The sequence below is a fragment of the Arthrobacter sp. FW306-06-A genome (assembly GCF_021870055.1).
Lineage (GTDB): Bacteria > Actinomycetota > Actinomycetes > Actinomycetales > Micrococcaceae > Arthrobacter.
In genome coordinates this window covers 2,220,484-2,236,533 of sequence record NZ_CP084552.1, presented here as the reverse complement: position 1 = coordinate 2,236,533, position 16,050 = coordinate 2,220,484, and the positions used below count along the sequence as shown (strand labels likewise).

The 16,050-nt window shown below is 60.0% G+C and carries 20 protein-coding genes; 6 read left to right on the top strand and 14 right to left on the bottom strand.

Features of this window, described 5'->3' with window-relative positions:
• Positions 1–170: 170 nt before the first annotated feature.
• The gene (locus LFT49_RS10255) at positions 171–659 is read left to right on the top strand and encodes a DUF2306 domain-containing protein (protein ID WP_237430430.1); all 489 of its coding nucleotides are present in this window, start codon (positions 171–173) and stop codon (positions 657–659) included.
• 19 nt (positions 660–678) lie between these two features.
• Here LFT49_RS10255 and LFT49_RS10250 read toward each other — a convergent pair whose 3' ends face one another.
• The 6 genes from LFT49_RS10250 to LFT49_RS10225 form a co-directional block, all read right to left on the bottom strand.
• Positions 679–1,038: a DUF2750 domain-containing protein gene (locus LFT49_RS10250; RefSeq protein WP_237430429.1), complete on the bottom strand. Its 360-nt coding sequence runs from the start codon at positions 1,036–1,038 to the stop codon at positions 679–681.
• Between the two features lie 60 nt (positions 1,039–1,098).
• Entirely contained in the window at positions 1,099–1,506 is a 408-nt protein-coding gene (locus LFT49_RS10245) for a RidA family protein (RefSeq protein WP_237430504.1), read from the bottom strand.
• 11 nt (positions 1,507–1,517) lie between these two features.
• Complete coding sequence (locus tag LFT49_RS10240; RefSeq protein WP_237430428.1) at positions 1,518–1,727, bottom strand: GNAT family N-acetyltransferase; 210 nt, start codon at positions 1,725–1,727, stop codon at positions 1,518–1,520.
• Positions 1,679–1,954 carry a hypothetical protein gene (locus LFT49_RS10235; protein WP_237430427.1) on the bottom strand — a complete coding sequence of 92 codons (276 nt, stop codon included), beginning with the start codon at positions 1,952–1,954 and terminating at the stop codon, positions 1,679–1,681. The genes LFT49_RS10240 and LFT49_RS10235 overlap by 49 nt, the downstream gene beginning before the upstream one ends.
• 96 nt (positions 1,955–2,050) lie before the next feature.
• The gene (locus tag LFT49_RS10230) at positions 2,051–2,530 is read right to left on the bottom strand and encodes a class I SAM-dependent methyltransferase (RefSeq protein WP_237430426.1); all 480 of its coding nucleotides are present in this window, start codon (positions 2,528–2,530) and stop codon (positions 2,051–2,053) included.
• Between the two features lie 5 nt (positions 2,531–2,535).
• Positions 2,536–3,597: an NAD(P)/FAD-dependent oxidoreductase gene (locus LFT49_RS10225; RefSeq protein ID WP_237430425.1), complete on the bottom strand. Its 1,062-nt coding sequence runs from the start codon at positions 3,595–3,597 to the stop codon at positions 2,536–2,538.
• Positions 3,598–3,717: 120 nt separating this feature from the next.
• Between LFT49_RS10225 and LFT49_RS10220 the strand changes: the two genes are divergently transcribed.
• The 3 genes from LFT49_RS10220 to LFT49_RS10210 all read left to right on the top strand — a co-directional run bounded on the left by LFT49_RS10220 (position 3,718) and on the right by LFT49_RS10210 (position 7,472).
• A complete protein-coding gene (locus LFT49_RS10220; protein WP_237430424.1) occupies positions 3,718–4,302 on the top strand; it encodes a helix-turn-helix domain-containing protein in 585 nt (194 codons plus the stop codon).
• Between the two features lie 56 nt (positions 4,303–4,358).
• Entirely contained in the window at positions 4,359–4,991 is a 633-nt protein-coding gene (locus LFT49_RS10215; protein WP_237430423.1) for a GNAT family N-acetyltransferase, read from the top strand.
• A gap of 2,025 nt (positions 4,992–7,016) precedes the next feature.
• Positions 7,017–7,472 carry a GNAT family N-acetyltransferase gene (locus tag LFT49_RS10210; protein ID WP_236821951.1) on the top strand — a complete coding sequence of 152 codons (456 nt, stop codon included), beginning with the start codon at positions 7,017–7,019 and terminating at the stop codon, positions 7,470–7,472.
• A 49-nt stretch (positions 7,473–7,521) separates the two neighbouring features.
• Here the strand turns inward: LFT49_RS10210 and LFT49_RS10205 are convergent, their stop codons facing one another.
• Complete coding sequence (locus LFT49_RS10205) at positions 7,522–8,217, bottom strand: HAD family hydrolase (protein ID WP_237430422.1); 696 nt, start codon at positions 8,215–8,217, stop codon at positions 7,522–7,524.
• Positions 8,218–8,383: 166 nt separating this feature from the next.
• Between LFT49_RS10205 and LFT49_RS10200 the strand changes: the two genes are divergently transcribed.
• On the top strand, positions 8,384–9,673 hold the full coding sequence (locus LFT49_RS10200) for an ISL3 family transposase (RefSeq protein ID WP_237429206.1): 1,290 nt from the start codon (positions 8,384–8,386) through the stop codon (positions 9,671–9,673).
• Positions 9,674–9,859: 186 nt separating this feature from the next.
• Here the strand turns inward: LFT49_RS10200 and LFT49_RS10195 are convergent, their stop codons facing one another.
• The gene (locus LFT49_RS10195) at positions 9,860–10,210 is read right to left on the bottom strand and encodes a hypothetical protein (protein WP_237430421.1); all 351 of its coding nucleotides are present in this window, start codon (positions 10,208–10,210) and stop codon (positions 9,860–9,862) included.
• 113 nt (positions 10,211–10,323) lie between these two features.
• Here LFT49_RS10195 and LFT49_RS10190 point away from each other — a divergent pair, with 113 nt between their 5' ends.
• Entirely contained in the window at positions 10,324–10,695 is a 372-nt protein-coding gene (locus tag LFT49_RS10190; RefSeq protein ID WP_236821954.1) for a hypothetical protein, read from the top strand.
• Positions 10,696–10,845: 150 nt separating this feature from the next.
• Here the strand turns inward: LFT49_RS10190 and LFT49_RS10185 are convergent, their stop codons facing one another.
• From LFT49_RS10185 to LFT49_RS10160, 6 genes are all read right to left on the bottom strand, one after another.
• Positions 10,846–11,064: a hypothetical protein gene (locus LFT49_RS10185; RefSeq protein WP_237430420.1), complete on the bottom strand. Its 219-nt coding sequence runs from the start codon at positions 11,062–11,064 to the stop codon at positions 10,846–10,848.
• Positions 11,065–12,344: 1,280 nt separating this feature from the next.
• Entirely contained in the window at positions 12,345–12,647 is a 303-nt protein-coding gene (locus LFT49_RS10180) for a GNAT family N-acetyltransferase (protein WP_237430419.1), read from the bottom strand.
• 263 nt (positions 12,648–12,910) lie between these two features.
• Complete coding sequence (locus LFT49_RS10175; RefSeq protein ID WP_237430418.1) at positions 12,911–13,618, bottom strand: HAD family hydrolase; 708 nt, start codon at positions 13,616–13,618, stop codon at positions 12,911–12,913.
• A 28-nt stretch (positions 13,619–13,646) separates the two neighbouring features.
• The gene (locus LFT49_RS10170; protein ID WP_237430417.1) at positions 13,647–14,252 is read right to left on the bottom strand and encodes a class I SAM-dependent methyltransferase; all 606 of its coding nucleotides are present in this window, start codon (positions 14,250–14,252) and stop codon (positions 13,647–13,649) included.
• Entirely contained in the window at positions 14,249–14,911 is a 663-nt protein-coding gene (locus LFT49_RS10165) for an alpha/beta hydrolase (RefSeq protein ID WP_237430416.1), read from the bottom strand. Before LFT49_RS10165 ends, LFT49_RS10170 begins: the two co-directional genes overlap by 4 nt.
• Positions 14,912–15,459: 548 nt before the next feature.
• Entirely contained in the window at positions 15,460–15,966 is a 507-nt protein-coding gene (locus LFT49_RS10160) for a GNAT family N-acetyltransferase (protein WP_237430415.1), read from the bottom strand.
• Positions 15,967–16,050: the final 84 nt, after the last annotated feature.

Genomic DNA, 16,050 nt, shown 5'->3' with positions numbered 1-16,050 from the left:
TGTGGCAAGATCGGGCTCGCCCAACCGCCACAGCTCTCGTGCGATGGACAGCGGAGGACTCGTGATCGTAAGGGATCCTATGGATCAATCATCATCTGCCTCTCGCTCTTGGTGCATTTGAGGCCGCCTGTGACGTGGTCGAAGGGGCGCTGTCCGCTAGGCTCCGGACTATGCCCCCCTCCTGGACTGTCCTGATCACTCTGCACTCCATAGCGGCCAGCTATGCATTGATCTTCGGTGCAGTGAACCTGCTGCGCCGGACCAAGGGCGGCAGTCTTCACAGGATCGTGGGCCGCATCTGGGCTGTGGCCATGTATGTCGTCGTGCTGACCTCATTTGGTATCAGAACCATCGACGGCGGGTTCAACTGGCTCCACGCGCTCTCGGTGTTGACATTCTGCACACTGACGGCAGGACTGCGGGCAATCCGGAAAGGAAACATCAGGGCCCACCGCAGCTTTATGACCGGCAGTTACTTCGGCCTGGTCGGGGCTTTCGTCGGCGTAGTTGCAGTGCCCTCGCGCCGCATCCCCCAGCTCGCCATCCATGAGCTGCCCCTACTGGGGCTCTTCATCCTGATCCTGCTCGTCACAGCCGGACTGACAATCATCGGCATCGCCCAGCTGCGCAAAACAAGAATGGCCCCCAGCACGCGTTAGCAGGTGCTTTACCCGACAGCTACTTGGATGATTCGCGTACTGCCAGGGAAGCCAGGGCCGCACGTGGTTCGACGTCGTAGCCCGTCGCCAGGGCACCGAACCAGTTGAGCCCGACCTTCAGCCCGTCCCGTTCCAGACCAGGCAGCCATCTGGAGCGCCACTCATTGAGGGGAATAGCGACTGTTTCGAAGCTGGAATAGGCCTCGACGGTCGAGATGATGCGCTCTGCGCGTGAGCTCAGCGACCAGAAGGGCATGCTGCGCATGCCATCGCTTCCAAAAGGAGCAGGAATGCCCCCGGCATCACGGATCGTCCAAACCTGCTGCTCGCGAATGACTTCTGTGAAGAATGCAGTTGCCTGGGCGCTGCTTGTGGTCATACGAGCATGGTCTCAGACTGTGCCAACTATCGTCTTCCGGCCGGCCGACCATTCGATAGGTCAGCTCTGCACAGCGGCGGTCGCTTCAATCTCCACGAGCTGGTTCTCATACCCGGGCACAGTCACTCCCATAAGAGTGCTCGGCACCTCGTGGGCCCCGAACGCCGCTCTGACTACCTCCCACGCCGCCAGTAAATCCGTCCGGTCTGAGGAGGCCACAAGCACGCGGGTGGAAATTACGTCTTCGAGGCCGGCGCCGGCAGCTTCAAGGGCCAGCCGCATATTCTCAATCGCTTTGGCCGCCTGCCCGGCATAGTCTCCGGGAGCCGCCGTCGTTCCGTCTGTGTTTAAGAGACAGGCGCCTGCAAGGAAGATCAGACGTGAGTCGGCTGGCGCTGTGGCCGCGTAGGCGTATTGGGCGACGTCACTGAGGACACTGGAACGAATGAGCGTTACTGCGCGGGGCATGGATATCTCCTTCACTTGAGGAGGCCAAGCAGCAAGGTGTCTGATCCTCCGTTGCGGCCGACTTTACGGAATCCCAAACGCTCGTACAGAACTCTTGCCCTGTTTCCGTCCTCAACGCTGAGGCTTATAGCCCTCAGCCCGCGGGCTGAAGCCAGGGCGATGAGTCCTTCCATCAGCGCAGTGCCGACTCCCCTGCCCCGGTGGCCGGGAAGCTGCGGCACCAAGCCGCACCCGTCGGAATCCCGTCTGCTTCGGCTATCACGCCGAAATCATCCTCCCTGGGCCATCCCTCGATGTAGTGCGAAAGCTTCGGCGTGCCCAGGAACTGCTCAAGCGTGAACTTGGCCTCGCCACCCCAGTTCATCGCTCCCAAGCCTGCGGCCACGAGAACCTCAAAGTCCCCGGCAGAAGCCTCGCGAATGGTCATCCCCTCATTTCCCATGCTCACGAGCCTAACCTGCGGCCCTACCCCGGTGACTGGCAGCGATTTCCGAGGCTGAGCTGTCATCGCCAGTTCAGGGAGGACCGGCTGTTTTGTTCTTCATCAGCGGGAGCGAAGCACCAAGACCGCGATTTGTTGCGCAGCCTGCTCTGGCGTGATTCCTCTTGTGTCGATGACGGTGGAATCCTTGTGCATGCATGCCCACACCAGGTCAACCGGCAATCTAGCGACCGAATCCGCCGGGATCAAGGAGTCCCCCAGAGCAGGGAAGCCGTCGTTGAGGTCGGCCTCGATTATGGCGAAGCCCTGCTTGCTTAGCAGATTGAGCATGAGCGGCTCGTTGTCGACACACCTCACAGAGGCGTCGGGGTACCTCTCGCGAAGGAGCCGGCTACCTGCGCCGGTGCCGGCACCGAGGTCGAGGATGCTGCGAGCGGCTGTCACTCGGGCAAGGTCCAGAACGGCTGCGAGGTCGCCGAACACCTCGGCGTCGAGATCGAGGACGCGGTGCTGCGCCAGGCTGTCCGGTCGCTGGTGGGTTCGGTGGTCGTGGTCCCGCATCGGGGGGTGCTGGTGATCCATGCCCCTCACCTTTCCGCCGTGGCCGCAGAACCCAGGCCGGCGGCGCTCGGCCTAACGTCGAGGCCATGGCGTCGCTGACCCAGCACGATTTTAGAGACCGTTGCTTCCGAGACGGCCGAAAAGACCCCGAAGCGCCCCTCAACCGCCCACCGGGTTTCCTCTTCGATGAGGTCGGCGTTGATCCTTGCGCCGGCCATGACACCCTCGGCCGCCGCGGTGATCACTTGGGCCATTAAGTTGGAGACGTTGCCCGCGGCATAAACTCCAGGTAAGGCGGTCGCACTCGTCGCGTCAACCTCGATGAACCGTCCGGCTCCGGACGGATGCAGTTGGGACGTTAGCCCAAGTGATTCGAGTAACGCGGACGTGGCCTCCATCCGTGTCCCGACCGCCAGCGCTTGCAGCTCGAACGAACGCCCTTGGCGGAGTGTGAGCCCGGTGAGGTCACCATCGACAGCGTCCACAGTAGCCACGGCACCGTCAACGACCGTGACGGAGCGGGCTGCCAGCTTGGCCCACTCCTCGTCGGTGGGTTCAACGGTGTCGTTGAGGAACAAGGTGATGTCCGGGGACCATTGCCTGAATAGCAGTGCCTGATGGACCGAGAGCGGGCCAGTGCCCAGCACTCCAATCCGTTGCCCGGTGATCTCCCAGCCATGGCAGTAGGGGCAGTGCACAACCCCCCTTCCCCACTGCTGCTGCAGCCCGTCGATGGGCGGCAGTTCGTCGGTCAAGCCGGTGGTGACGAGGAGCCGACGGCAGGAGAACCGGCGGCCATCTCCGAGAAGCACCTCAAATCCCCCGGGGGTCCGCCGTGCCGAAACGGCTTCACCCTCGGTGAGCGTTCCTCCGTAGGAGAGCACTTCGCGGCGCCCGATGGACAGAAGTTCTCCGGGGCTAATACCGTCCCTCGAAAGATAACCGTGGACACCCGCCGCTGGTGCGTTGCGGGGTGTCCCAGAATCGATGACCAGCACCGAGCGTAGCGCCCGGCCCAGCGTCGTGGCGGCGCTGAGTCCTGCAGCGCCGCCCCCAACAATTACAACGTCATACCGAGTGGTGTCCATACTGATTTGTCCTTCGTCGCGGCTGAAAGTTTGCCGCCAGCAACATTCGGCGGTTCCACCACCTTCCACCTCATAAAGCGAAACCGGCAAACCATATTGCCGTTATGGCAAACTGTGGGTATGGCAAATGAGCTTGATGACGTCCTCGGAGCGGTCGGCCCCCGGCTTCGGGCACTCCGCGCGGAACGAGACCTCACCCTCGGCGACGTGTCCTCCGCATCCGGAGTGTCAGTGAGCACCCTGTCCCGCCTTGAATCGGGCCAACGCAGGCCAAACCTGGAAATTCTGCTTCCCCTCGCGCAGTTGTATGGCGTTCCCCTCGATGATCTGGTCGGCGCCCCACCCACCGGGGATCCCAGAATCCATCTCCGGCCCATCACCCATGCAGGCATGACCGCTGTTCCTCTCACACGTCGCCCTGGCGGATTGCAGGCCTTCAAGATGGTGCTCACCGGTGATGCCCGCGGGGCGGAGCCCGACCCGCGCGTTCACGAGGGTTACGAATGGCTGTACATCCTCAACGGCCGATTGCGTCTGGTGCTGGGTGACAAAGACTTTGAACTCCGCGCCGGCGAAGCCGCGGAATTCGACACCCATACACCCCACTGGTTCGCCAGCGCCGACGGGGAACCCGTCGAGTTCATCAGCCTGTTTGGACAGCAGGGCGAGCGGATGCACGTCCGCGCCCGACCCAGGCCCTCATAGCCCCGCAAGGGATCGCTGAGAGCCACAGCTCATGCCCAGCTGACATGATGAGAAGCATGGCTGCTTCCCGTCCCAATCCTCAGGCGCGTCTTGAAGGCACCGTCGTCGTTCTTCGCGAGCTAACCGAGGAAGACCTCCCGGCCCTCTTCACAGCTATCGGAAGACCAGAAATATTTGCTGGCGGTTGGGGTGGAGGTATGGGAGCTTATCGAGAGGACTTCGAGCAGTGGGCGGAGTTTCTGAGGCAATGGCTGCCCTGGGAACAAGGCAACGTCTACGCCGTGTGCTTGCGTTCGTCAGATAGCACGGTTGTTGGCACCACTTCGCTCGGCGATTTCGACTTGAAAAACGAGTCTGCGCACATCGGCTGGACTGCTTACTCCCCGGACGTCTGGGGAAGCGGAGTGAACGCTGACGCCAAGCGGCTCCTGCTTAATACAGCCTTTACCCATGGATTTGAGCGCATCCGGTTGCAAGCCGACGTGCTAAACGTTCGGTCGCGGGCGGCGATTGAGCGGATCGGCGCCCAGGAAGAAGGCGTGCTTAGGCATGTCCAACGGCGTGCGGATGGCAGTTGGCGTGACACGGTTATCTATTCCGTTCTGCGGGAGGAATGGCCACGTGTACGCACTGTCCTTGACGAGCGTTTGGCAGCCCGGCCCGACGGCCGCTACATCCCGTCTCCGTAAGTCGATCCTCATAGGGAACGCGTGCTCGTCCTGCCCGATCTCTGATGCCAGACGGGGGGAGCCGAGCTTGCAAGGAATTGGTGAAGGATCTTGCACAGTCTCGTGTCCGGGTTTAGCGTCAGGGCAACACGCCGGCAAGAACCTGCTGCAGGAGGACACAAGAATGCGATACCGAGATCCTTCCTGGTGGCAAGTGGGTGCACTCTATGTAATTGCCGCGACAGCCTTCATCCCGCCCGAGAGCACCAGGCGGATCGTTGTTGGGGTTGTTATGTTTGCGGTTGTAACCGCAGCCGTGGCCGTAAAGATTTTCCGAGCGCGCGCCGAAAACAAAAAATCTTCGGCTTCCCCTGGTCCCTAGTTCGTGCCGATTACCTATACAGTCAGAGGTTCGTTTAGACCAGTTAACTGGTCCGGCGTTCGCGGAACGGGATATGACATCCAACCGCTTGAAGTCCGTGCCCGGCTCGATGCCAGCGAATAGGGCACCTAACCGAGCGACGTGACCCGCCCGTGAAGGATCGGTCATCGTGCACGGCTGCCTTCTACCTACCGGAGGATGTCCACCACTCGTAGAGTGGCATCGAACGGAGGAAGAACAATGGCGAAACGAAAATGGCACGATAACTGGGTGCTCTACCTGATTCCACCGTCTCTTTTCGCCATGTTCTTGGTTTGGCTTATGAGGGACGTCTGGCACTGGTTCTGACGCCGCTCAGAACGTGGACGACCGTAACCAAGGGTGGGCATCGCCCGGCGTTTTTCTCGCCTGGGCAATGGCCGATTGGGCATAGGTCGCCGAATGCGGCACCGTTGCAATAGGCAACTTCGGCCGCCGGCCTCATGAGACTGAGAACACCTCAAGCGCCTTCGGCCAAAGGACCACATAACGTTCTTCACCTACCGGCCTATATGCCGCGCGTACGCTGGCCCATCGCCAGTCAGTGCCCAGTGTCGTCCTCGCGTGCTGAAAGGCTTCTAGCGGTCGATCCGTTTCAATGAAGATGTTCATTTCGCCAGCGCCAAAGTCGTGCCCGTCTACGACGCCGTATGCATCAAGGAGATCAGACTGAAGCAAGTCCTCCATTGAGATAAGCGCATCAAAGTCGGCATCAGATGTTGCTGGCCACTGCAACACCAAGATGTATTTCCGGGCTGCATGTTCCCTGGACATCGCGCGACCCCGAGCATTAGCCATGAGTGGAGTCTTTCACTTCTTGGGAGGCGGAGGGAGGCAGCTCGCCTGACTTGAAGTCGTCCTATTAGGGATCCTTTTCACAGGAGTCGCGCCTCGACGCCCGGTAAAGGGAGGTCTGGCCCGTTGCCCTCCGGCATGGGCGATTCTGACGCGGAGACCAACGGCTGCAGTACCCGGTCGATCCCAGTCATTGGCCGTACTGCTCAAGGAGATTTTCCTGTAGACACGTCTTCACTTCGCCGGCCGGTTCATCCCATGACAACCGGTCAATTCACTCGATTGGCATGCCCGCCCAATTATGTGGCGTCCACTCCACGGGGTAACCGCACTCTTCCATTGCGAGAAGAATCGGCCCGGCATCTTGTGAGGGCCAGAAGAGCCACCACACGCTGGGGTCCCTAGTGACGATCTCGATTTCCGAAAAGATCCCAAACAGGTTCTTTCGCTTAGCGAAAACCTCTTTAATCTCTCGACGCGGTATCGTCCACGGACCTAAACGAAACAAGCGCATGAGTCCGCGGCCGTGGAACTCCAGTTGCTCCGGAGTGACCACAAAACGAATCCAGGGAGGACCGGCCTTGACCCGATAGTTGCTATACGCGCCCCCCGTGAACTCGCGACGTAACGTCGGAATAAAGTTGCTGCCACCGGTACCCTCCACGAGTGCCAGCCTAGGCCCTACCCTTGCCTACCGCCCGTACTTGGTGCCGATCATCAGCTTCAGACGTTCCTGTAAACGGAGCCGCCTCTCATTACAGGGCCGCTTACAGGCGACCGCTGGGCGATCCCGTAGCGGCCCTGGCAAACCCTCTCACTAAGCTCGATACATGCAGATTCGAGAGGCGACCTTGGGTGACCTGGGAAATGTGGGCGCGATCTGCGATGCCAGCGACCGTGCACGCTGGACTTCGGAAATGATTACCCCGCTAACCGAGCGGATCGTGCTGGTCGCGACAATCCAAGATGAAGTTGTCGGCGTCGCCAAGACTCACTTCCATGGCGAACCGGATGGCAAAGCCCCTGCCGGCCATTACTTAGGGGGTGTCGTCGTCCCTCCGAATTCCCGCCGGCGAGGGATCGGGTCTGCACTCACCCGCGCACGCATGGAGTGGACATGGACCCGGTCCTCGACCGTTTACTACTTCGCGAACGAACACAACGTGGCGTCCATTCGAATGCACCAGGCACTGGGTTTCCAGTCCGTTGGTCAGTTCACAGCGATTCGCGGTGTGAGAGCCGATGATGGGCGATCGGAATTAGTGCTCTTTCAAGCATGCCGATAGACGATCGGTCACGGGCGGGCGGCCGGGCAGCGCAAGCAACGCGGATTGATCAGACCGCATGGTTCCTGCGAGTAGCGACGGTAGTTCCGCGAAAGCTTTGAATTGTTCCCTTGCGCTTGAAGCCGTCGCGATCAAGATGGAGGGCTTGGAGCCCAGCGTTCCTGGCCCCCTCAACGTCTACGCGGTAGTTGTCCCCGACGTACAGTGTCCCGGAAGGCAGTACATTCAAGCTTTGACAGGGCAAGGTGAAGGCCTCTGGTTCCGGTTTGGCATGGTTCATCAGTTCAGAGCTAAAGATCCCGTCCAGAAGTCCTTCGAGTCCTGTCCGGCTGATCTTCGCGGTCTGTTGCTTGTGATTCCCGTTGGTTACGACACCAACAGGCAAACCTATGGCGCGGATGCTCCTAAGGGTGGAAACTGCGTCTGGAAATGCCGTCCAGGCTTCCTCATAACTCTGGACGTACTTGGCGAAGAGTTCGTCCAGTTCCCAGTTCGTTGGGGGGACATCAGAACCAGCCAAGTGGCGAAATTCTCGGAGTCGCTCACGGCGCTGTTCCTCGAAGGACAGCTCCTTCGCAAGGTAACGGTCGTAGTTAGCCTGCTCGATCCGAAACCACGCACTTGTTAGCTCTTGCGAACACCCCACCCCAACGTGTTCTAGGAAAAGGCGCACCCCAGTTCTGACTGATGCAGGATGGTCGAACAGAGTGTTGTCCAGGTCAAAGAGGACCGCTCGAATTTCCACCCGCCCAGCGTACGGCGTTCATAGATGCCTTAGGACCGCCCATGTGACTAAACCGGCTCTTCGCGGTTGATGGGGAATTGAGTTCGTGTCGTTGAAGACAAAGGGGCCCGTGGCCCTGTTGGGATGAGTGTGTCTAAGCATTCAACCTGGAACAGGACCACGAGCCTTGAACGAGCCTACCGGGGTCGCAGCCGATGCTGCCACCATCCTCTTCAACCTGCCCGACTACCGTGTCATCTCCACGACCATGTCCGCTGGCCGCCGTCAGGTCATCGTCGAAACTGACGCGCTACCGGGCTGCCCGAGCTGTGGGGTCATTGCCTCCCGGCGGAAGGAACGCCGCCTTCAACGGCTCCGCGATATTCCCGTCGCCGGGCCGGTGGACGTGCTCTGGTCCAAGTACCGCTGGTACTGCGAAGAGTCAGCGTGCGACCGGCTCTCGTTCTTCGAATCCACGCCGCAAGTGCCGCGCCGTGCCCGGTCGACGAGCCGGCTGCGGGACCAGCTCGTGGACGCGGTCATTCGCTCCGGCAGGGCTTTCTCGGAGACAGCTGCCGGCTTCGCCGTGTCCTGGTGGATGGTCCGGGCTGCGGTGACCGAGGCCTGCCTGCTGCGGCTGCCCGACGTGGACAAGCTCAGTCCGCGGATGCTGGGCATTGATGAACACCGGTTCCGGTCCGTGCGCTACTTCCAGGACCCGACCACGAAGGCGTGGACACGGTTCGAGCCGTGGATGACAACCATCGTGGATCTGGAGACCGGCCAAGTCCTCGGCGTGGTCGACGGCCGAGACCACAAGGGCGTCGGGGACTGGCTGTTCGCCCGGCCCCTGCAGTGGCGGCTGGCCGTGCAGGTCGTCGCAATCGACCCCTCCGCGGCGTTCCGCAAAGCCTTACGGATGTGGCTTCCCCGCACTGCTGTCGCCGTCGATCACTTCCACCTGATCTCGCTGGCCAACCAGGCAATGACTGAGACCAGGCAGAACCTCTCCCAACAGGTCAAGGGCCGCCGCGGCAGGGCCATCGACAAGGCCTGGGCCCACCGCATGCTCCTGCTGCGCGGCGGTGACACCCTCACGTGTAGGGCCGCCCTCCGACTCGAGGAAGTGTTCGCCCTGGACGATCCAACCGGCACCCTCCAGGCCGTCTGGAAGGTCAAGGAACAACTCCGCGCCCTGTTGCGCACCGGCTCCCTGGAGGACGCCGCGGCGGCCAAGCAGGTACTCGAGGAGCTGGTCAAGGAAGCCGCACGGCCGGAGACGAACAGGCTGTACCGTACAGTCTGCCGGTGGTGGAAGGAGATCGAGGTGCTGATCATTACCGGCGCCACGACAGGCAAGGTCGAGGCGAACAACACCGCAATCAAGAACATCAAACGAACCGCCCGCGGGTACCGCAACGCCGCCAACTACAAATCGGTTATTCTCTTGAGAAGTGCCGTCAGGACGGCGGCATGACGCTCATTCCAGGGATCCATTTCCCCACGAACCGCGAAGAGCCACTAAACCGCACGATAAAGGATCGGCTTAATGGAAAGCCCGCTCCGTGCAGCGACCGGCTTTACGGGCTGGGTGGAGTGAACGAGGACAGCGCTCCGATCCAGATATTAGCCTCTCGAAATCGGAGAGATTGGAAATCGGATGTTAGCCGGGCTCATTGTTCCTCAGGATTTGCAGGACCTCGCTCGGAGGCTCAGGGATCCGGCGGTCCTTGGGAACGCCCACCCAAACAACCCCGTGTTGATCAGGACGGCTGGTGGCACGACCAATTGGCTCCGCCATATTTATGGCCACATCACGGGCGAAGCCCTCAATGGTTCCATCCGCCGCCGTTGAATTAAATACGAGCCGACGTCCCAGCACCACCGCGGGGTCGATAGTCCGGCAGTACACAACGCAGACTGTAGCCGGCCCGTCCTCCCAGTAGCCGAGAATGTTCACCTCATCCGCCCAGGAGCGGTCAATTTCCCTAATGATATGTTCAGCTAAATCCATAGATCCATCCAACACCGGACGCGCCGTGAGGAAAACGTGACTAGCCCTAGTATTGTGGCGCTCTCTCTCACGGCATACTCTTTGAGCCTGATCGTGAATTGGGGTGCGGTCGAATGGCCGGAAAAATCAGACTCTCGCTATTGGCCGTTACGCTATTGGCCGTCCTGGTTGCGTGCGCAGTTCCTGCCACTCCCATTACCGAAGCCTCCTCGGAGCCGCCGGCCCCCACCGCCGCTTCCGGCATCCCAACCATGCTTTACACCCATTGCGGAATTAAGGAATTGCGCGTCGACGACACATTCTTCCTCGCCGAAACACCACTGGACGACGGCCAAGGCAATCCCCCTCCGGGTTGGGGAAACCCTTATCAGGCTGGCACTGTGACCGTGTCCGGCTCAAAAGCTGTATTTCGAGATGACAATGGCCACGTCATCACTTTCCTTGCTCGTCCGGGTGCCACAGGTTTTCTCAATATCTGTTCCTAGAAGCCGATGGGCTGCACGGTAATGGATCCGTCACCGGGGCGCCGCGCCGTTCCACTCCGCCTGTTATGCATGGGAACGCTTTTGGGGCAAAGAGGCTTGAGGCACCTTAGAGGCTCCCAAGCGTCGCGCCGCAGGCACTGAACCGAGGATTCAGGTCGCGACGTATCTGAAAATGCCGATAAGCATGAACAGCACACCGAAAACTACAGCAACCACGCGCAGCCGCTTGAGATAGATCGTGGGGTTCTTCCTGAATCGCTCAAAGGTGGCCAGTGCTGTGAGTTGAAGCCGGGACAGAGGACGTCTGAAAACGATCAATGCAACCCCGACCAGGGCAAGAACTATGGACGAAAAGTCGCTGTAAGTCATTCCGCGTCGCGCCTCACTTCAGAGCGCCTAGGGCACCGGCCAAGATCATTCCGATTCCGACCATTAAACAGATGACAACGAAGATCCACCGAATTGTGGACCCAACTCGAAGGGCCGTTCGATGATTCGAATTGGGTCCGAGCGAGTTGATTCTTGCGGTGCCCTTTTCTAGCGACCTGCGTGCGGTCAGTACACCGACTATGCCAGCTATCAGCAGTATGGAACCGAAAAGTATGGCGCCCATGTGTCCCCCTCTAAGACGGTGCTTCCCTGCACAGACGTCCCACGAATGATTTTCGAAGCCTACGCTTCTGGCGTGATAGGCGCATGTACTGCTTGAGGCCAGAGCTGCTTGAACTTCAGAGTGATAAAACTCGAAGCCTACTGGCCGAATCGCTGGGACAGATCCTTGATTATGAGCTGACCTGGCGTCCGTAAGCCGGTGGTCGACCGCGCACTTCAGAGCACGATTACGGATCCTTGGCTGAACAGACCTGCCTAGCTCTGTGGCCATCTCTACTCAGAGTTCTAAGGGAAGTGGCTCTTAGAAGCTAAGCGACGTCGGTGGGTGCATCGATATTGGGGTGCGGGCTCAGAACTGGTGGCGATGCCCCTTACTCCCTTGCCTCGCAGTCAGTACCCTGAACGCTATGAAACCCGATCCAACTAGAGGAATCGCAGGACGCAGTTCAAAGCCGGGCGATGAATTAGGAAATGGCCCCTTAGGGCCTGAGTCCCAAAATCTAGCGCCTGGCATCCTTGCACTTGTCGTTATCGGTCCCTCAGCCTTCTTCTTCATTCAAAAGGTTTGGGGCTTTTGGACAGGCATCGCGATCAGCACGGTCGTCATCGTCCTCGTTGGAACCGGTCTGGTGCTAATGCGACGAAAGAAGCGTGCTGGCAAACGTCGCTAAGTCTGGGCCGTCAACCTCGCCCTCCTGTACGAAGCCAGCTACCAAGGGGATTACAGTCACTGCGCTTTAGCCGATCGGTCACCGGGCGCTCGTGAGCGCAGTGGAGTTCATGGGGCTTGGGCGGTCACCGAAAGTTGCCCAGGCCACAATTATGGCAACCACGATAACCACCAGGACGAGAGCAGCGGTGAGAATTCCGCGGGGTTTCATGCCCGTAGACTAACCGGTGCTGAAACATATTGGGCGTGATCTGTTGCCCACGGCATCCCGCAGGGGCCCTGAATCTCGTCCGCAAGCCGATCCTTTATCAAGACGGGGAGCGCTGTTTTGGGGATTTGAAAACCAGCTTCGGGTTCCGGGCCTACCTCAGTGGCGGAGTCTCAGCAGGTAGTGGACGCAGGGACGACCCGTATCTTCGAATACTCCCTCACCTGTCAGGCGCCACCCGGCATCCTCATAGATCTTCCGGGCTGCGCCATTCTGTTCGAGTACTGAAAGGGTCGCCTCTACGAAACCCGCCATTTCCAGCGAACAGGTGGTGTCCGCCAGCAGGGCCCGGCCCACCCCGCGCGCCTGGATCGTAGGGTCCACCGCAAGGAGCGTCAGGCGCGCTGTAGCGACGCCTTTTGGCGGTGTTCTGTCTGTTGCCAGCGCAAACCCGTGAATCATGGAGTCACTTTCTGCGATGGCAAGTATCCCGCCCGGCATCGTGAGCTTCGCCAGGGCTCTCTGCCTTACTTGGGGATCTCTGGCTGTGCCATCACGAAGAGCAAGGGCCTCCATCCAAAGCTCTGCGCAGCGTGGGTGATCGGCCATCTTTCCCTCCCGGAAAGAAAAAGACGGCGCGGGTTGCGTGGCTCTGGTGTGATTCTCCATCCCTACCTTTATAGCGCAGGCAGCCATTTAGCCTTTGACTCGCACTCGGGCCGCCCTCATGTCGTCGGTCCGCTCCAAGTTGGGATACTGGCGTAAGGGACCAACTCCGTGAGGCTGCGGATCTTCCCCTCGCCTCTGTCGGCTGGCCGGTCTAGATGGAGTGCTTGTAGTCCGGCATTCCTGGCGCCTGCAGTGTCAGTGGCATAGTTGTCCCCGACATACAGCGCTTCCGCCGGCAATATGCCCATACTTTCGCACGGTATTAGGAAGGCCTCCGCTGCTGGTTTAGCATAGCCGGTCGATTCCGAGCTGAACACGCCATCCAGCAACGGAGCGAGGCCGATCCTTTCTATTTTCGCGCTCTGCTGATGGTGGTTGCCGTTAGTAATGACACCGACAGTGATGCCGCTGGCTCGCAGCTCTTGCAGCACGGGCGCGGCATCTTGGAAGGCGGTCCATGCCCGTTCGTAGCTTTGAAGGTACGTGTCGAACAGGTCATCCAGTTCGCCCTCATCCAAAGGACCTGTCAACCCAATCATGGGCAGGAATTGGCGGAGCCGTTCCCGTCGCTGTTCCTGGAAGGAGATCTCCTTCAACAGGAACCGGTCGTAGCTGCGCTGTTCAATCTCAAACCACGAACTCGCAAAATCCGCCGAAGAAGTAGCTTGCAGGTGCCCCAGGAAGGCCTCCAATCCCGCGCGGGCAGACGCCCGATGATCAAACAAGGTGTTGTCCAGATCAAAGAGGACCGCTCGAATACGCACTTCCCCACCGTACCGGTCTGGACTCTTGCTACCGTGTGCCAGCAATCGCAGCAATGGCCGCATGAGGCCTGTTCCCGGGGTCGTGCCGGGTCTCCACCTCAAGGACAGCAAAGCCGGCGTCCTGCAACAGCTGGCTCATCTGCTCGATGGACCAGAAGTAGGCCCGAATAACCGCATGATCAAAGGGCAACCCTGACTCTCCTTCGAAGAAGCCAACAAGCAAGTGCCCACCCGGCGCGAGTACCCGATGCAGCTCAGCAATAACCTCGGGCAGCTCCGCCGGGTCCAGATGAATCAGTGAGTACCAGGCCAGCACGCCGCCCAGACTGCCGTGAGCGATATCGAGTGAACGAAGTGAACCGACCCAAAAGGGCACCTCCGGAAAGCGGCTGCATGCAGTGTTGATGAATTCAGGGAGCAGATCAATGCCGGACACGTCAATGCCCTGCTGGTGCAAGAAGTGGGTCCAGTGCCCCGGACCGCAGCCGACGTCCAGCACTGCTGCGGGGACGTCAGCTGCCCATTGTGCGATACGTTGCCGGTCCAATTCGTGCATGTCCTCGATGGAACCTAGAAGGTTCGTGTATTCAGCAGCACGTGCGCGGTAGGCGTGGCAGACTACTTCATCACTCATGAAACGATCCCAAAAACGGTCTCAGCTAGCTCCGCCGGGCTGCTGATGAACGGTGAGTGGCTCGACGCCATGCTAACCGTTGTGCCGCATCTGCGGGCCATGCGCTTCTGGATGCCAGGATCCAGCGCCTTGTCTTCTTCGCAGAGGATGTACGTGGTTTCGATGCTGTCCCACGCAATGTGTTCAGGTACTCCGCGGCCGTGCCCTGGCCGTTGTCGCACGAGTAGCGAGGTGGCCCAGGCGCTTTCAGCAGCAGTGCAGTCGGCGTAGAGTACGTCGCCGGCCATCTCTGGCTTGATGCTGGTTGTCCCGTCGTCATTCTGCTGCACAGCATGGTTAACGAGTGCGCCGGCGCCTCCCAGCAGCGCCCCGCTTTCACCTGCAGCGGGTACGAAGGCAGCGAGATAGACGAGATGACCGACCCGCTCCAATCCGGTAATCACTGAGCCCCCGTAGGAGTGTCCTAAGACAACGGGCTGGTCCGCACATGCGTCCACGACCTCCTGCACGGCAGCAGAGTCGGCGGCCAGCGAACCACGGTGCAGAAGGGGAACATGGACAGTGACGCCCTGCCTCCGAAGCTCGTCCGCGAGCCGGTCAAAATGCGCCGGCTGGTGCCACAACCCATGCACGAGTATGACCTCTGTTCGCTGTTCCATTCCCACAGCCTACAAACGCACAGAATTTTGGAGGCAAAGCCGTAAGCCGGTCCTTCCTTGAGACTGATGAGCTAACGGTGGCCGACTGCGTACCCTCATTGCATGGGTGAGTTCATTCGCTATCAAAGTGCCGTCCCTAACCGTCGCGGGCGATTCCCAGGCGTGTTCGCGATGGCCAATGGTCTTGGAAATGAGGGGCTTCTGAATGAAGCAGATAGGCAATGGCTGCGGATAGCCAACGCCAACGCCTCCGCGACTCATGTGGACCCGACAACCGTGGCAGCGGATTGCTACAACTCTGAACTCAACCCTGGCGCCAGGTCTTGGTTCAAGGCTGAATCTACGCAACTTCTCAATATGACTACGACGTACCTAGACCTACTAGACCGATACGACATCCCCTGGACGGCCCTTCGCACCCGTAACCCCGGCAGGATCGTCTACGAGGACGAGGTGCAAGTCGTCGCAGTTCCGCACACCTATGAAACTCATTGGCCATTTCGACCGCGCCGGTAAGGATCACTCATTGCTATACGGATAGAAGGGAACTACTTCAGCACAGCGACCATCTGTACGCGGCGACCGTACCTGGTGAGATCAAGGCTGTCTTCAAGACGGACCAGTTTCCGGTGGAAGTCAGTCGAAGGGTCCTCCTCCACAAAACCGGCCCGCGAGTAGAAAGGCGCGTTCCAAGGGACATCGGCATAGGTACGCAGGGTCAGCCGTCTATGCCCACGTTCGCGGGCTTCTTCCTTCGCGGCATTGATCAGCAGGCGGCCGTATCCGCGACGACCATACTCGGGCAAGACCGAAAGTTGCTCAAGGTGAGCAATCTTCCCTGACTCGATAACGTGCACGAAACCCACGACAGCGCCTGTGTCTGTGGCTTCGGTGACTAGGACGTATCCGGGCTCTGACGCTCTTGAACCCCCAGATGGGGCGGGCGGCCATCGATCAGGAAACAGCCAATCAATGAGAAGCCGATCGGCAGCATTCTCGATCGTCTCCACTGCCGGGTAGTCAGCCGATGTCGCGAAGCGGATTCGAGCGGTCACCAATTGATCATATTGTGGCTGCCCGCAAGCCGGTCCCCCACGCGCCGCAGTCCGGACGCTTTTAGGGGCGTCCAAAATTCGCAG

Bases quoted from the DNA above. Each gene is read 5' to 3' on its own strand.
- LFT49_RS10195 (WP_237430421.1), bottom strand. From the start codon at position 10,210: ATGGATTTAGCTGAACATATCATTAGGGAAATTGACCGCTCCTGGGCG.
- LFT49_RS10230 (WP_237430426.1), bottom strand. From the start codon at position 2,530: ATGGATCACCAGCACCCCCCGATGCGGGACCACGACCACCGAACCCAC.
- LFT49_RS10215 (WP_237430423.1), top strand. From the start codon at position 4,359: ATGGCTGCTTCCCGTCCCAATCCTCAGGCGCGTCTTGAAGGCACCGTC.
- LFT49_RS10220 (WP_237430424.1), top strand. From the start codon at position 3,718: ATGGCAAATGAGCTTGATGACGTCCTCGGAGCGGTCGGCCCCCGGCTT.
- LFT49_RS10180 (WP_237430419.1), bottom strand. From the start codon at position 12,647: ATGATTCACGGGTTTGCGCTGGCAACAGACAGAACACCGCCAAAAGGC.
- LFT49_RS10165 (WP_237430416.1), bottom strand. From the start codon at position 14,911: ATGGAACAGCGAACAGAGGTCATACTCGTGCATGGGTTGTGGCACCAG.
- LFT49_RS10255 (WP_237430430.1), top strand. From the start codon at position 171: ATGCCCCCCTCCTGGACTGTCCTGATCACTCTGCACTCCATAGCGGCC.
- LFT49_RS10225 (WP_237430425.1), bottom strand. From the start codon at position 3,597: ATGGACACCACTCGGTATGACGTTGTAATTGTTGGGGGCGGCGCTGCA.
- LFT49_RS10250 (WP_237430429.1), bottom strand. From the start codon at position 1,038: ATGACCACAAGCAGCGCCCAGGCAACTGCATTCTTCACAGAAGTCATT.
- LFT49_RS10210 (WP_236821951.1), top strand. From the start codon at position 7,017: ATGCAGATTCGAGAGGCGACCTTGGGTGACCTGGGAAATGTGGGCGCG.
- LFT49_RS10170 (WP_237430417.1), bottom strand. From the start codon at position 14,252: ATGAGTGATGAAGTAGTCTGCCACGCCTACCGCGCACGTGCTGCTGAA.
- LFT49_RS10245 (WP_237430504.1), bottom strand. From the start codon at position 1,506: ATGCCCCGCGCAGTAACGCTCATTCGTTCCAGTGTCCTCAGTGACGTC.
- LFT49_RS10185 (WP_237430420.1), bottom strand. From the start codon at position 11,064: ATGACTTACAGCGACTTTTCGTCCATAGTTCTTGCCCTGGTCGGGGTT.
- LFT49_RS10190 (WP_236821954.1), top strand. From the start codon at position 10,324: ATGGCCGGAAAAATCAGACTCTCGCTATTGGCCGTTACGCTATTGGCC.